Below are 15039 nucleotides of genomic sequence, written 5' to 3'. Positions count from 1 at the left end.
TTCCGCTGGTCCTGTCGACAGGACCGTACGCCATGGCCTGAGCACCGAACTCGAATAACGGAAAGATAACGTCACCTACCGATCTACAGGTAGGTGGGTTCATGATGGGCCGCACCAGCACTTCAACGCGGAGGTACGGACGTGATCGAGGACACCGTGCGCGAGGACGCCGTGAACGGGGACGCCGTGAACGGGGACGCCGTGCGCGAGGCAGCCGTCGAGGCCGCGCTCGCCCAGCTCGACCTGGACGCCAAGACCCGGCTGCTCGCCGGCCAGGACATGTGGTCCCTGCCCGCCCTGCCGGAGATCGGCCTCGCCTCGATCGTCATGTCCGACGGCCCCATCGGCGTCCGCGGCGTCCGCTGGACCGCCGACGACCCGTCCGTCGCCCTGCCCTCCCCGACCGCGCTCGCCGCCGCCTGGGACCCCGACCTCGCCCGCCGCGCCGGCCGGCTCCTCGCCCAGGAGGCCCGCCGCAAGGGCGTCCACGTCCTGCTCGCCCCCACCGTCAACCTGCACCGCACCCCCCTCGGCGGCCGCCACTTCGAGGCGTACAGCGAGGACCCGTACCTCACCGGCGCCATCGGCACCGGCTACGTCCAGGGCGTCCAGGAGGGCGGCGTCGGCACCACCGTCAAGCACTTCGTCGCCAACGACGCAGAGACCGACCGCTTCACCGTCGACAACAGGATCGCCCCGCGCCCGCTCCGCGAGCTCTACCTCGCCCCCTTCGAGGCGATCGTCGCCAACGCCCACCCCTGGGGCATCATGACCGCCTACAACCAGGTCAACGGCGTGACGATGACCGAGCACCGGTACCTCGTCAACGAGGTCCTGCGCGGCGAGTGGGGCTTCGACGGCTTCAACGTCTCCGACTGGATGGCCGCCCGCTCCACCACCGGCGACATCACCGGCGGCCTCGACGTGGCCATGCCCGGCCCGCGGACCGTCTACGGCGAGGCGCTCGCCGCCGCCGTCCGGGCCGGCGAGGTCGAGGAGTCCGCCGTCGACACCGCCGTACGCAACGTGCTCCGGCTCGCCGCCCGCGTCGGCGCCCTGGACGGCGCCCCCGCAGCCGTCACCGAGCACCCCGCCCCGATCGACGGCGACGCCCTCGCCCGCGAGATCGCCCGCCGCGGCTTCGTCCTCGTACGCAACGAGAACGGGGCCCTTCCCCTGAAGCCCGGCACCGTCGCCCTCTCCGGTGCCGCCGCCCGCGACGCCCGCGTCCTCGGCGGCGGCTCCGCCCAGGTCTTCCCCGAGCACGTCGTCTCCCCGCTCGACGGCCTCACCGCCGCCCTGGCCGCACTTCCCGGCGGGGCATCCCTCTCCTACGTCACCGGCGCCGACCCCAGCGACGAACTCGCCCCCGCCGACCAGGGCTTCACCCTCCGAGCGGTCTGCCGCGACGCCGAAGGCAACGTCCTCGGCGAAGGCACCCTGCCCAACGGGCAGGTCCAGTGGATCGGCGACGACCTCCCGGCCGGCGTCACCCACGACACCCTCGCCTCCGTCGAGGTCACCGGCGTCTTCACCCCCCGCGAGACCGGCGCCCACGCCTTCGGCACCCGCGGCCTCGGCGCCTTCACCCTCACCGTCGCCGGCCGCGAACTCTTCGACGGCGTCCAGGAGATGGGCCCCGAGACCGACCCCTTCGAAGCCTTCTTCGGCTCCCCGGTCGAACGCGGCACCGTCGAACTCACCGCCGGCGAGACCGTCGAGGTCTCCCTCCGGCACACCCTCGCCAAGGAGTTCGCCGCCCCGCTCCCCGCCGTCATGTTCTCCTTCGTCCACCTCGGTCCCCGCCGTGACCCCGACGAACTGATCGCCGAAGCCGTCGAGGCCGCCCGCGCCGCCGACACCGCCGTCGTGGTCGTCGCCACCACCGAGCGCGTCGAGTCCGAGGGCTTCGACCGGAGGGACCTCGCCCTCCCCGGCCGTCAGGACGATCTGGTCCGCGCCGTCGCCGCCGCCAACCCGAACACGGTCGTCGTCGTCAACGCGGGCTCCCCGGTGGAGCTGCCGTGGCGCGAGGACGTCGCCGCGATCCTCCTCGGCTGGTTCCCCGGCCAGGAGGGCGGCGCCGCCCTCGCCGACGTCCTCACCGGCGCCGAGGAGCCCGGCGGCCGCCTCCCCACCACCTGGCCCGTCGCCCTCGCCGACGTCCCCGTCACCGAGGTCACCCCCACCGACGGCGAACTCGCCTACACCGAGGGCCTCTTCATCGGCTACCGCGCCTGGGACAAGGCCGGCGCCGTCCCCGCGTACCCCTTCGGCCACGGCCTCGGCTACACCACCTGGTCGTACGACTCCGTCACCGCGACCCCGGACACGGTCACCGTCCGCCTCACCAACACCGGCGACCGCCCCGGCCGCGAGACCGTCCAGCTCTACCTCGCCCCCGTCGCCACCGTGTCGATCGGCGCGCGGAGCACGACCGCCGAACGCCCGGCCCGCTGGCTCGCCGCCTTCGCGGGCGTCGAGGCCGCGCCCGGCGAGACCGTCGAGACGACGATCGCGCTCCCGCGCCGCGCCTTCGAGATCTGGGACGAGGAGAAGAACGCCTGGACCCTCGTCCCCGGCCGGTACGAGGTCCACGCGGCCCACTCCCTGGCCGACAGCCGCCTGACGGCCACCGTGGAGCTCTGACACCCCCGATCGGCCCCGGGGCGGACCTGACGCCCGCCCCGGGGCTACTTCTCCGTGATCCTCCGGTACGCCAGCTCCGCGAGGCGCGCCTGCCCGTCGCGGCTCGGGTGGAACCAGTCCCAGGAGCTCAGCAGCGTCTCGTCGAAGCGGAAGCCGAAGACCGCGCCGCCGTCGTACCGGCACAGCTCGTCCCGGGCGCAGACCTCGCCGAGCACCTCGTTGTACGCCACCACCCGGTCGCGCACGGCGGTGCGCCGCTTCTCAGCCGCCGCCCCCAGGTCCTCCGGGTCCGCGAGCATCGAGCCGCAGACGCCCAGCTCCCAGACCCGCCGCACCAGCGGACTCGCCCGGCCGGTGTCCCACAGCCGCCGCAGGTCCGGCACGCTCGCCACGTACACCTGCGCCTTGGGGGCGTCCTTCCGCAGCCGGGCCAGGGCCGCCTCGAACGACCGCCGGAACTCCGCCACCGGCGTCATCCCCGCCGGGGTCGGCCGACAGGCGTCGTTGGCGCCGATCATCACCGTGACGAGGTCCGGCCGCTCGGCCGCCGCCCGCGCCATCTGCTCCGGCAGCGCCGCCACCCGCGCCCCGCTCCGGGCGAGGTTCCAGCTCTTCGCGGCGACCCGCCCGGGCCCGAGGAGACGCAGCGCCAGGCTGTTCACCGCCGGGTCCGTACCGGTCGCCCAGGACGCCTCCGGGCAGTCCGCGAGCAGCGAGCAGGCGTCGAAGGCCCGGGTGATGGAGTCGCCGACGGCGGCGACGGAGGAGGGCGAGACGTCCCAGCGGGAGGACGGCGTGGGGCTCGGCGTCACCCTCGGAGCCGTAGGAGGAGTGGGGGCGGCGGTGCAGCCCGCGAGCGCGGCCACCGCGAGTACGGTCCCCGCGACGGCGGTACGGATGCGGCGTCGGCCGTACGGCACCGGCCCCCTCCTTCGCGCTGCTGGCCTCCTGGCGAGTGAAAGCTTCGTGTCCACCCGCCCCCGTACCGACCGTACGTCACCCCGATGACGGTGCGGCGCGGTAGCTTTTCCCCGTCGAACCAGCGGCGCGCCCGCGCCGACCGGCTCCGGTAAATTACATCACGTCACATGCTGTCCCTTTTCAGAAGGTTTGTGGAGTTATTCGCCTGATGCTGTTTACCGAGGCCGCTGGGAAGGCGAACCTCGTCCCACACTGGAGGTCCCGGTGACGACACGTGGAGTCCTGTACGTACACTCCGCACCGCGCGCGCTCTGCCCGCACGTCGAATGGGCGGTGGCGGGTGTCCTCGGCGCGAGGGTCCAGCTCGACTGGATCCGCCAGCCCGCGGCGCCCGGCACCTGGAGAGCCGAGTTCTCCTGGCAGGGCGAGACCGGCACCGCCTCCCAGCTCGCCTCCGCCCTGCGCGGCTGGCAGCTGCTCCGCTTCGAGGTCACCGCCGAGCCCTGCCCCACCGCCGAGGGCGAGCGCTACAGCGCCACCCCCGAGCTCGGCATCTTCCACGCCGTCACCGGCATGCACGGCGACATCCTCGTCCCCGAGGACCGGCTCCGCGCCGCGCTCGCCCGGGCCGCGCGGGGCGAGACGATCCTGGAGGCCGAGATCGCCAAGCTCCTCGGCAAGCCCTGGGACGACGAACTGGAACCCTTCCGGTACGCCGGCGAGGGCGCCCCGGTCCGCTGGCTTCACCAGGTCGTCTGAGCGCGTTCACCCGGGCCCGGTAGCTTCCGCCCCGAGGCGCGCAGGGGGCGCGCGGGGCGGGAGACGGGCGTGACGGATCTGCGCAGAGTGGGCGGTGTGGTCACCGCCCTGCTGGCGGCGACCACCCTGGGCACGGCCCTGGTGCTGCTGTCCGGCTTCGCCTACCAGCTGGTGGCCGGCGACCCGACCGGCACCCTGGCGGCCTGGGCCTTCGGCCTGCTGCTCCTCGCGGCGGCCCTCTTCGGCGCCTTCGGCGGCCTGCTCCCGGACAGCGAGCCCGGCGAGTGGGCCGACACCCTCGTCTTCTGCCTCGTCCTGCTGGGCCTCCTGGCCGGAGGCCCCTTCGGCATAGCCGGCTACGAAGCCCTCCGCTGAGACACCGGAGGCCCACCCCGAACCCGGGGTGGGCCTCCGTACACGTACCGCGGGTCAGACCGTGCGGAACGCCAGGACCACGTCGTGGCCGCCGAAGCCGAAGCTGTTGGCCCCTTCTTCGTGCGCCTCTCGCACCGCTTCGCGGGCTTCGGGGCGCTGTGCCGGACTCCGTCCGGCGGCCTCCGTGCGGGGCGTTCCGCGGGTCAGACCGTGCGGAACGCCAGGACCACGTTGTGGCCGCCGAAGCCGAAGCTGTTGGCCCCTTCTTCGTGCGTCCCTCGCACCGCTTCGCGGGCTTCGGGGCGCTGTGCCGGACTCCGTCCGGCGGCCTCCGTGCGGGGCGTTCCGCGGGTCAGACCGTGCGGAACGCCAGGACCACGTTGTGGCCGCCGAAGCCGAAGCTGTTGTTCACCGCGGCGATCGTGCCCTGGGGCAGCTCGCGGGGTTCGCCGCGGACGATGTCGGCCTCGACCTCGGGGTCGAGGTCGTCGACGTTGATGGTCGGCGGGGCCAGGCGGTGGTGGAGGGCCAGGACGGTCGCGACGGTCTCGATGCCGCCGGCGCCGCCGAGGAGGTGACCGGTCATCGACTTGGTTGCGGAGACCGCCACGTGGTCGAGGTCGTCGCCGAAGACCTTCCGCAGCGCCTTGATCTCGGCGACGTCGCCCTGCGGCGTCGACGTGGCGTGCGCGTTGAGGTGCACGACCTCGGACGGCTTCAGGTCGGTCGTGTCGAGCAGGTGCTGGAGCGCGGAGGCGATGCCCCGGCCGGTCGGCTCGGGCTGCGCGATGTGGTGGCTGTCGGCCGACAGGCCCTGGCCCAGCGCCTCGCAGTAGATCTTCGCGCCGCGGGCCTTCGCGTGCTCCTCCGACTCGAGGATCACGACGCCGGCGCCCTCGCCGAGCACGAAGCCGTCGCGCGCGGTGTCGTAGGGGCGCGAGGCCTTCTCCGGCTCGTCGTTGTTCTTGGACATCGCCATCATGTTGGCGAAGGCGGCGATCGGCAGCGGGTGGATCGCGGCCTCGGTGCCACCGGCGACGACCACGTCGGCACGGCCGCTGCGGATCATCTCGATGGCGTAGCCGATCGCCTCGGCACCCGACGCGCAGGCGGAGACCGGGGTGTGGACGCCGGCGCGGGCGTTCACCTCCAGACCCACGTTCGCGGAGGGGCTGTTCGGCATCAGCATGGGCACGGTGTGCGGGGAGACGCGGCGGACGCCCTTCTCCTTCAGCACGTCGTACTGGTCGAGCAGGGTCGTGACACCGCCGATGCCGGAGGCGATGACCGAGCCGAGCCGCTCGGGGGCGATGCTCGCGTCCTCACCGGCCGGGGCGGTGTACCCCGCGTCGGCCCACGCCTCACGGGCCGCGATCAGCGCGAACTGCGCCGAGCGGTCCAGCTTGCGGGCGAGCGGACGGGGCAGGACCTCACCGGGGTCGACCGCGGCGGTCGCCGCGATCTGGACGGGCAGTTCGGCGAAGCGCTCGCCCTCCAGGGGCTTGACGCCGGAGCGTCCCGCAAGAAGACCTTCCCAGGTCGATGCGGAGTCGCCACCCAGCGGTGTGGTTGCGCCGATACCGGTGACGACCACGGTGCGATTGGTCGAGCTCACAGGAATTCGTTCTCCATGTGTGTGATGGTCGAAAGACGGCGCCACCGCCGGGTGGCGGACCGAATCAGCGGGGACCGGGCCCGGTGGGGCCTGGTCCACCAGGGCCGAATCAGGCCTGGTGCTTGAGGATGTAGTCGACGGCGTCGCCCACGGTCTTGAGGTTCTTGACGTCCTCGTCGGGGATCTTGACGTCGAAGCGCTCCTCGGCGGCGACGACGACCTCGACCATGGACAGGGAGTCGACGTCCAGGTCGTCGGTGAAGGACTTGTCCAGCTGGACGTCCTCGGCCGGGATGCCGGCGATCTCGTTCACGATCTCGGCGAGGCCCTCGACGAGCTCTTCCTGGGTGTGAGCCATAGTGGCGCTCCTTCTTGCGGTTACTTCGGTAAAGGGGGCTTCCGGAAGGTCCCGGTCGCCTAGGGGAGAGTAACGACCGTCGCGGCGAACACGAGACCCGCCCCGAAGCCGATGACGAGCGCGGTGTCGCCGCTCTTCGCCTGTCCGGTCGCCAGGAGCCGCTCCATCGCGAGCGGGATCGAGGCGGCCGAGGTGTTGCCGGTGGTCTCCACGTCACGGGCGACCGTGACGTGCTCCGGCAGCTTCAGGGTCTTCACCATCGAGTCGATGATCCGCATGTTGGCCTGGTGCGGGATGAAGACGTCCAGGTCGTCCGCCGTGATGCCGGCGGCGTCCAGGGCCTGCTGGGCGACCTTCGCCATCTCGAAGACGGCCCAGCGGAAGACCGCCTGACCCTCCTGCGTGATGGCGGGGAACTTGATCTCGCCGCGCTCGTTGAGCGGCAGCTTGGAGACGTCGCCGGTGGGGGTCCCCCCGCTCGAGCGAAGCCGAGAGTGGGGGAGGTACTCGTTCCACGGGACGGTCTGCTTGATCGTCTCGGACTTGTCGCCCTCGGAACCCCACACCGTGGGGCCGATGTGCGGCACGTCCGAAGGACCGACCACGACCGCGCCGGCGCCGTCGCCGAAGAGGAAGGCCGTGGCGCGGTCCTCCAGGTCCGTCAGGTCGCTCAGCCGCTCCACGCCGATCACAAGGACGTACTCCGCCGAGCCCTCGACGATCATGCCCTTGGCGAGGGTCAGGCCGTAGCCGAAGCCCGCGCAGCCGGCGGAGATGTCGAACGCGGCCGGCTTGCCGGCACCGATCTTGTCGGCGATCTCGGTGGCGACGGCCGGGGTCTGCTTGAAGTGCGAGACGGTGGAGACGACGACGGCGCCGATCTGCTCCGGGGAGATCCCGGCCGCGGCGATCGCCTTGCCGGAGGCCTCCACCGACATGGCGGTGACGGTCTCCTCCGGGGAGGCCCAGTGGCGGGTGGCGATACCGGAGCGCGAGCGGATCCACTCGTCGGACGAGTCGATCTTCTCGAGGATCACCTCGTTGGGCACGACCCGGGTCGGGCGGTAGCCGCCGACACCCATGATCCGCGCGTACGGCGCGCCCTTGCTGGGCTTGATCTTCGACATGCTTCTCGACACTCCTCGTCAGACGGCCGTGTGCTCGGCGACGAGCGTACGGGCCGCGTCCAGGTCGTCGGGAGTCTTGAGGGCCACGGTGGCCACGCCCGGCAGCGCCCGCTTGGCGATGCCGGTGAGGGTGCCGCCGGGGCAGACCTCGACGAGCGCGGTCGCGCCGAGGGCCTGGAAGGTCTCCATGCACAGGTCCCAGCGGACCGGGTTGGCGACCTGGCCGACCAGACGCGCGAGGACCTCCGCGCCGCCGGCGACGGTCCGCCCGTCCTTGTTGGAGACGTACGGCACGGTCGGGTCGGCCGGGGACAGCTCCTTCGCCGCCGCCTCCAGGGTGGCGACCGCGGGGGCCATGTGGTGCGTGTGGAAGGCGCCGGCGACCTTGAGCGCGACGACCCGGCGGACGCCCTCGGGCTTGTCCGCCTCCAGGGCGGCCAGCTGCTCCAGCGTGCCGGCGGCCACGATCTGGCCCGCGCCGTTCACGTTGGCCGGGGTCAGGCCGAGCTTCTCCAGGTGCGGGACGGTCACCTCGGGGTCGCCGCCGAGCAGCGCCGACATGCCGGTCGGGGCGATCGCGGCCGCGTCGGCCATCGCCAGACCCCGGGTCCGTACGAGACGGAGCGCGGCGGTGTCGTCGAGGACGCCCGCGAGGGCGGCGGCGGTGAACTCGCCGACGCTGTGCCCGGCGACCGCGCCGGGCGTCACGTCACCGAGGGCGGCGGCGGAGAGCAGACCGGCGGCGACGAGCAGCGGCTGGGCCACGGCGGTGTCGCGGATCTCGTCCGCGTCCGCCTTCGTGCCGTAGTGGACGAGGTCGAGCCCGATGGCGTCGGACCAGGCCGCGAGGCGGTCGGCGGCACCGGGGAGTTCGAGCCAGGGAGTCAGGAAGCCGGGCGTCTGGGCGCCTTGGCCGGGAGCGACGAGTACGAGCACCCTCACACTCTCTCTTGGGGACGGTGTCCGGCGCCCGTGGGGACTGGGACGAAGAACCGTCGGTCTCGTTGTTGGTGTTCGACAAAAGTCTAGGACTGGCCGTCCGCGTCGGCCAAGCGCCCGAGGATCAGGGCGATCCGCAGGGTGAACGCGGATCGGACGTCGGAGGGTGACCAGCCGGTGACGTCGGTCACACGTCGAAGCCGGTAGCGCACGGTGTTCGGGTGGACGAAGAGCATCCTCGCCGCGCCTTCGAGACTGCTGGCCTGCTCCAGATAGACACTCAGAGTTTCGAGCAGCGCCGAGCCCGCTTCTTCCAGCGGTCTGTAGATCTCCTCCACCAGCTGTTCGCGGGCCGAGGGGTCGGAGGCGATGGCGCGCTCCGGCAGCAGGTCGTCGGCGAGGACCGGACGGGGCGCGTCCTGCCATGCCGTGCACGCCTTCAGACCGGCTGCGGCGGCCTGCGCGGACCGGGTCGCCGCCAGCAGGTCGGGCACCACGGGCCCGGCCACCACGGGACCCGGCGCGTACGGCCCGATCAGCGCCTTCGCCACGCCCAGCGGATTGTCGGAGCCGCCCGCGATGACCACGAGCCGGTCGCCGAGCACCCCCGTGAGCACCTGGAGCTTGGCGTGCCGGGCGGCCCGCCGGATCGCCTCCACGGTCAGCTCGCTGTCCCCGTCGGGCGCGGTGCCGAGGACGACGCACACGTGGTCCGGCGAGTTCCAGCCGAGCGCGGCGGCCCGCGACACGGCGCCCTCGTCGGCCTCGCCGGACAGCACCGCGTTCACCACCAGCGACTCCAGGCGCGCGTCCCAGGCGCCGCGTGCCTCCGCCGCCTGCGCGTACACCTGCGCCGTCGCGAAGGCGATCTCCCGCGCGTACACGAGGAGCGCCTCGCGCAGCACCGACTCGTCGCCGGGCGCGGCGACCTCCTCGATCGCCGCCTCCATGACCTCGATCGTCGTCCGGACCATCTCCACGGTCTGCCGCAGCGTGATCGCCCGGGTCAGCTCGCGCGGCGCGGTCCCGAAGACGTCCGTCGAGATCGCCTGCGGCGTCTCCGGATGCCGGAACCACTCGGTGAACGCGGCGATGCCCGCCTGCGCGACCAGCCCGATCCACGAGCGGTTCTCGGGCGGCATCGCCCGGTACCACGGCAGCGTCTCGTCCATGCGGGCGATGGCGTTCGCGGCGAGCCGCCCGGAGGACTGTTCGAGGCGCTTCAGGGTCGCGGCGTGCGGGTGAGCGGCGTTCACGGGTTCAGACACGGGGACAAGACTGCCTCATCCGGGCGCCGGGGTGCCGCGTCGGGGCGGTTTCGCCCCCACGGGCCGCGCCGCCGTACCGCTACCGTACGCAGGGTGATCCGCATCCAGCGCGCCGGCGACCGCTACCCGGGCGGCGACCCCGAGGCCGGCATCGAGACCCGGCACGCCCTGTCCTTCGGGCCGTACTACGACCCCGACAACCTCCGCTTCGGCCCCCTCCTCGCCGTCAACGAGGAGCGCCTGGCCCCCGGCGCCGGCTTCGGCGAGCACCCCCACTCCCACACGGAGATCGTGACCTGGGTCGTCGAGGGCGAACTCACCCACCGCGACACGACGGGCCACGAGACGCTCGTCCGCCCCGGCGACCTCCAGCACCTCAGCGCGGCGACCGGCGTCCGCCACGTCGAGCGCAACGCGGGCCCCGCCCCCCTGACCTTCGTCCAGATGTGGCTGGCCCCGTCGGACCCGGCCGGCCCCCCGACGTACGACCTGATCCGCGCGGTCCCGGACCGCTACGACCTCCCGGCGGCGGGCGCGACCCTCCACGTCCACCGCCCCGGACCGGGCGACGAGGTGAACCTCCCGGAGGCGGACTCCCTGTACGTCCACGTGGTCCGGGGCACGGTGACGCTGGGCGCCGAGACGCTGGGGGAGGGCGACGCGGTGCGTATCGCGGCGGAGAAGGCCCTGACCCTCAAGGCGACGGAAGCGGCCGAGCTCCTGGTCTGGGAGTTCCGCGCCTGACGCCCGCACCTCACCGCACCGCGCTCTTCGCCTTCCACTGCGCCCACGACAGGTTCCACGCCCCGTACCCGTTCCCCTCCGCCACGACCCCCTTCGTGTCGCCGCCGCGGATCTCGAACGGGTCGCCGACGTTGACGGAACCGTAGAACGCCGCCGCATCCGCCGTGCTCATCCCGATGCACCCCGAACTCCGGTTCGCCACCCCGAAGTACCCCGCGTTCCACGGCGCCGCGTGCGCGTACATCCCCGACCACGTCAGCCGCATCGAGTAGTCCACCATCTTGTCGTACGCGTCCCCGAGGCCGACCGTCTCCGAGTTCATCCGGATCGTGCCCTCCTTCGCCATCAGGACGGCCGTCCCCCGCCACGACCGCTTGTCGCCGCCCGGCGTCCCGCCGGAGACGGGGATCGTGCGGACCGTCCGGCCGTCCTTCACCAGCGTCAGCCGCTTCGCGTCGAGGTCCACCTTCACCACCTGCGCCGCGCCGACCGTGAAGCCGGTCCGGTAGTCCCGTACGAACCAGCCGTCGCCCGAGTCCGTGCCGTTGAGGTCCGCCTCCAGCGTGACCTCGGTGCCCGGCTTCCAGTACTCCCGGGGCCGCCAGTCCACCCGGTCACGGCCGGAGTAGTCGGTCACCCAACCCCACGACCCCTCGGTGTTGTCGGAGGTCGTGACCTTCAACTGCCGTTCCACGTCGGCCTTCCGCTTCACCGGCCGGTCGAAGACGATCGACAGCGGCTGCGCGATGCCGACGGTCGTGTTCTTGCCGGGCGCCAGCGTCAGCTTGTTGACCCGCTCGGCCTTCGCCGTGGTGAAGGTGGAGCGGCTCGTCGTCTCCTTCCCGCCGGCCGTACGGGAGACGGTCTCGACCGTGTACGAGGTCCCCGGCACCGCCTTGCGGCCGGAGGTCCACCGGGCGCCGCCCCCGGCGACCTCGCCGGCCAGCCGCCCGCCCTCCGCGTCCGTGACCGTCACGGAGACGAGGGTCCCGCCGGCCGCCGTCACCGTCACCGGCCGCCCGGCCTCCGGGTCCACGACGGTCACCTTCGCGGGCGGCCCGTCCGGCGCGGCGTCCCGGCCCGGGGCGGCGGGGGAGGCGGGACCGCTCGCGGCCTGGGCCGTACAGGCGGTGAGGGAGACGGCGAGGGCGACGGCGGCGAGAGCGGGCCGGGGCAGGCGTATCGGCGGCACGGAAGACCTCCGGAAGAAGAGGAAAAGGGTGGGATGCCCGGACTGTAGGCCGCTCCCGGCCGCCTCCGCCCGGCCGGAGGCCCATGTGACGAAGGCTGGAGAAGAACGGTCATCGTCTCGTCACACACGCCGTGCGGACCCGTCTCATCCGGCTGTGAGCCTGCTGTGCGCCGCCCCACCGACGGGGCGGACGAACCAAGGAGGCTCCCGTTGTGTCAGCGCTGCTCGTGACGCCCGCACCCGTGAAGCGCCGTGCCGCCGCAGGCCCGCCCGCCGGGCCGGTCCGGCTCGGACCCGTGACCCCGGAGGCGTACCGCGCCTTCCTCGCGTCCCGTGCCACGGGACCGGAAGGACCCAGCTTCCTCCAACTCCCCGCCTGGGCACAGGTGAAGGAGGGGTGGAGCCACCAACTCATAGGCTGGGGGCCGGAGTCCGGAGAACTGACCGGCGTCGCCCTCGTCCTGCTCCGCGCCTTCCCCGGCACCCGCAAGCACTTCGCCTACCTCCCCGAGGGGCCCGTCGCCGACTGGGCCGACCCGGACCTCGACCGCTGGCTCGACCCGCTCCTCGCCCATCTGCGGGCCGCCGGCGCCTTCGCCGTACGCATCGGGCCCGGGCCCGCCCACCGCCGCTGGACCGCCGCCACCGCCAAGGCCGCCACGGGGCCCGGCCGCCGGCTCGGCGACGTCCTCGCCGACGAGGTCGACCCGCTCGGCACCGCCGTCGCCGAACGGCTCCGCGCCCGCGGCTGGAAGCGCTGCGGCGGCGACTCCGAGGACGGCGCCGACGCCCAGCCCCGCCACGTCTTCCAGGTCCCGCTCACCGGCCGCACCCCCGACGACCTGTGGTCCGGCCTCAACCAGGAGTGGCGGCGCAACGTCCGCAAGGCCCGCAAGTCCGGCGTCGAGGTCACCGTCGGCTCCGCCGCCGACCTGCCCGAGTTCCACCGGCTGCTGAGGATCACCGAGGAGCGCGACGGCTTCCGGCTCGGCCGCTCCCTCGCGTACTACGAGCGCCAGTACGCCGTCCTCAACGCCGAGCACCCCGGCCGGATGAAGCTCTACCTCGCCCGCCACGAGGGCGAGATCCTCGCCGCCCACACCATGATCACCGTCGGCCGCCGGGTCTGGTACCAGACCGGCGCCTCCGCCGACCACCGCCGCGAGGTCCGCCCCTCCAACGCCCTCCAGTGGCGGATGATGCTCGACGCCCACGCCCTCGGGGCCGACGTCTACGACCTGCGCGGGGTACCCTCCACCCTCGATCCGGACGACCGCGCCCACGGGCTCCTGCGCTGGAAGCTCGGTACGGGTGGACAGGTCGTCGAGACGCTGGGGGAGTGGGAGACACCGATGCACGGCACGACCAACCAGGCGCTGTACCGCGCCTTCCAGGCCTACCTCAACCGCCGATGAGCGGCGGCACCGCCCTCGCGCCGCCCGCGCAGCCCGCGCCGGCCCGGCGGAAGGCCGCCTCCGCGCTCCGCAGCGGCGCCCTCATGGCCGCCGGCTCGCTGGTCTCCCGCGCCACCGGCTTCGTCCGCGCCTCGGTCGTCGCCGCCGCGCTCGGCGCGGGAGCGGTCGCCGACGGCTACGCGATGGGCAACTCCGTCCCCACCATCGTCTACATGCTGCTCCTCGGCGGCGCCCTCAACGCCGTCTTCGTCCCCGAGCTGGTCAAGGCCGCCAAGGAGCACGAGGACGGCGGCGCCGCCTACACCGACCGGCTCCTCACCCTCTGCGCGCTCGCCCTCACCGTCCTCACGGCCGCCGCCGTCCTCGCCGCGCCCGCGCTGGTCGACGCGTACACCGACTACACCGGCGGCCAGCGGGACCTCACGATCGCCTTCACGCGCGCGTGCCTGCCGCAGATCCTCTTCCTCGGCCTCTTCACCCTCCTCGGGCAGGTCCTCAACGCCCGCGGCCGGTTCGGCGCCATGATGTGGACCCCGGTCCTCAACAACGTCGTGGTCGTCGCCGTCTTCGGCCTCTTCCTCGTCGTCAGCGACGGCGGCGAGCTCACGGCGGGGGAGACCGCGCTCCTCGGCTGGGGCACCACCGCCGGCATCGCCGTCCAGGCCCTCGCCCTGCTGCCCTCGCTGCGCGCCGCCCGCTTCCGCTGGCGGCCCCGCTTCGACTGGCGCGGCAGCGGCCTGACCGCCCCGCTGCGCGCGGCCGGCTGGCTGGTGCTCCTCGTCCTCACCAACCAGGCCGCGTACTGGGTGACCACCTGGGTCGCCACCTCCGCCGGCGCGGGCGCGAGTACCGGGGGCGCGGGTCTCGCCGCGTACAACAACGCCTATCTGCTGTGGGCGGTCCCGCACGGCATCGTCACCGTCTCCCTCGTCACCGCCCTCATGCCCCGGATGAGCGGCGCCGCCGCCGACGGCGATCTCGCCGCCGTCCGCCGGGACGTCTCCTACGCCCAGCGGACCACGGCCGCCGCCGTCGTCCCCGCCGCCTGCGCCCTCTTCGCCCTCGCCTTCCCGCTGATGAGCGCCGTCTTCGGGTACGGGGCGACCGGCGACGCCGACGTACGCGCGATGGCCTGGACGCTGACCGCCTTCGCCCCCGGCCTGATCGCCTTCTCCGGCCAGTACGTGTGCACCCGCGCCTTCTACGCGCTCCGCGACACCCGCACCCCCTTCCTCCTCAACCTGGTGATCGCCGGGCTCAACGCGCTCCTCTCGCTCGCCGCGTACCACTGGCTGCCCACCCGCTGGGTCGTCACCGGCATGGCCGCCGGCTACTCCCTCGCCCTGTGGGCGGGCTGGGCGCTCACCGCGTACGTCCTCCGGCGCCGCCTGCCCGCGGCCGAGGGCGGGGACGGCGGGAACGGCCTCGGGCGGCTGCTGCTCGCCGCCGTCCCCGCCACCGGCTACGGCCTCTTCGCCGCCGAGGGAACCGCCTCCGCCGGAGCCGTCGTCTCCGGTCTCGTCGGCGCGGCCACCGTCCTCGGCACCTTCGCCCTCCTCGCCCGGCCGCTGCGTCTCACCGGGGTCTCCGCCCTCCTGACGGCCGCCGCCGGCCGGCTCACCCGCCGGACCTGACCACCGGGGGCTCCCTCGCGGGCGCCCCCGCCGACCTTGGGAT

General features: G+C 73.4%; 13 protein-coding genes. 6 read left to right on the top strand and 7 right to left on the bottom strand.

All coding sequences use genetic code 11. The features are described from left to right. The first annotated feature begins 144 nt into the window (after positions 1-144). Positions 145-2649: a glycoside hydrolase family 3 C-terminal domain-containing protein gene (locus QK442_RS31020; RefSeq protein WP_282697453.1), complete on the top strand. Its 2505-nt coding sequence runs from the start codon at positions 145-147 to the stop codon at positions 2647-2649. A 44-nt stretch (positions 2650-2693) separates the two neighbouring features. Here the strand turns inward: QK442_RS31020 and QK442_RS31015 are convergent, their stop codons facing one another. Next, positions 2694-3515, bottom strand: coding sequence for an SGNH/GDSL hydrolase family protein (locus QK442_RS31015; RefSeq protein ID WP_282697452.1), 822 nt, complete (start codon positions 3513-3515; stop codon positions 2694-2696). A 319-nt stretch (positions 3516-3834) separates the two neighbouring features. Between QK442_RS31015 and QK442_RS31010 the strand changes: the two genes are divergently transcribed. Together QK442_RS31010 and QK442_RS31005 are read left to right on the top strand one after the other, a co-directional pair. Next, positions 3835-4329 carry a DUF3145 domain-containing protein gene (locus QK442_RS31010; protein ID WP_282697420.1) on the top strand — a complete coding sequence of 165 codons (495 nt, stop codon included), beginning with the start codon at positions 3835-3837 and terminating at the stop codon, positions 4327-4329. A gap of 69 nt (positions 4330-4398) precedes the next feature. Next, entirely contained in the window at positions 4399-4704 is a 306-nt protein-coding gene (locus tag QK442_RS31005) for a hypothetical protein (protein ID WP_282697419.1), read from the top strand. Positions 4705-5056: 352 nt separating this feature from the next. Here the strand turns inward: QK442_RS31005 and fabF are convergent, their stop codons facing one another. The 5 genes from fabF to fasR all read right to left on the bottom strand — a co-directional run bounded on the left by fabF (position 5057) and on the right by fasR (position 10011). Continuing rightward, positions 5057-6319 carry a beta-ketoacyl-ACP synthase II gene (gene fabF / locus QK442_RS31000; RefSeq protein ID WP_282697418.1) on the bottom strand — a complete coding sequence of 421 codons (1263 nt, stop codon included), beginning with the start codon at positions 6317-6319 and terminating at the stop codon, positions 5057-5059. A gap of 109 nt (positions 6320-6428) precedes the next feature. Beyond that, a complete protein-coding gene (locus QK442_RS30995; protein ID WP_282697417.1) occupies positions 6429-6677 on the bottom strand; it encodes an acyl carrier protein in 249 nt (82 codons plus the stop codon). A 59-nt stretch (positions 6678-6736) separates the two neighbouring features. Then, positions 6737-7804 (bottom strand): ketoacyl-ACP synthase III, encoded by a 1068-nt coding sequence (locus tag QK442_RS30990; protein ID WP_282697416.1) that lies wholly within the window; start codon positions 7802-7804, stop codon positions 6737-6739. An 18-nt stretch (positions 7805-7822) separates the two neighbouring features. Continuing rightward, the gene (locus tag QK442_RS30985; protein ID WP_282697415.1) at positions 7823-8740 is read right to left on the bottom strand and encodes an ACP S-malonyltransferase; all 918 of its coding nucleotides are present in this window, start codon (positions 8738-8740) and stop codon (positions 7823-7825) included. Positions 8741-8829: 89 nt separating this feature from the next. After that, positions 8830-10011: a fatty acid biosynthesis transcriptional regulator FasR gene (gene fasR / locus QK442_RS30980; RefSeq protein ID WP_282697414.1), complete on the bottom strand. Its 1182-nt coding sequence runs from the start codon at positions 10009-10011 to the stop codon at positions 8830-8832. 93 nt (positions 10012-10104) lie between these two features. Here fasR and QK442_RS30975 point away from each other — a divergent pair, with 93 nt between their 5' ends. Further along, positions 10105-10755 (top strand): pirin family protein, encoded by a 651-nt coding sequence (locus tag QK442_RS30975; RefSeq protein ID WP_282697413.1) that lies wholly within the window; start codon positions 10105-10107, stop codon positions 10753-10755. Positions 10756-10765: 10 nt separating this feature from the next. Here QK442_RS30975 and QK442_RS30970 read toward each other — a convergent pair whose 3' ends face one another. Beyond that, positions 10766-11947 (bottom strand): Ig-like domain-containing protein, encoded by a 1182-nt coding sequence (locus QK442_RS30970; protein ID WP_282697412.1) that lies wholly within the window; start codon positions 11945-11947, stop codon positions 10766-10768. Between the two features lie 242 nt (positions 11948-12189). On the opposite strand from QK442_RS30970, the gene QK442_RS30965 reads away from it, so the two are divergent. Both QK442_RS30965 and murJ read left to right on the top strand, forming a co-directional pair. Then, entirely contained in the window at positions 12190-13362 is a 1173-nt protein-coding gene (locus tag QK442_RS30965; RefSeq protein WP_282697451.1) for a peptidoglycan bridge formation glycyltransferase FemA/FemB family protein, read from the top strand. Further along, positions 13359-14996, top strand: a complete 1638-nt coding sequence (gene murJ / locus QK442_RS30960; RefSeq protein ID WP_282697411.1) for a murein biosynthesis integral membrane protein MurJ — start codon at positions 13359-13361, stop codon at positions 14994-14996. The genes QK442_RS30965 and murJ overlap by 4 nt, the downstream gene beginning before the upstream one ends. The last annotated feature ends 43 nt before the right edge of the window (positions 14997-15039 follow it).

The sequence above is a fragment of the Streptomyces sp. CC208A genome (genome assembly GCF_030010625.1).
Classification (GTDB): domain Bacteria; phylum Actinomycetota; class Actinomycetes; order Streptomycetales; family Streptomycetaceae; genus Streptomyces.
This window is presented reverse-complemented; position numbering and strand designations above follow the sequence as displayed.

Bases quoted from the DNA above. Each gene is read 5' to 3' on its own strand.
- QK442_RS30995 (WP_282697417.1), bottom strand. From the start codon at position 6,677: ATGGCTCACACCCAGGAAGAGCTCGTCGAGGGCCTCGCCGAGATCGTG.
- QK442_RS30990 (WP_282697416.1), bottom strand. From the start codon at position 7,804: ATGTCGAAGATCAAGCCCAGCAAGGGCGCGCCGTACGCGCGGATCATG.
- murJ (WP_282697411.1), top strand. From the start codon at position 13,359: ATGAGCGGCGGCACCGCCCTCGCGCCGCCCGCGCAGCCCGCGCCGGCC.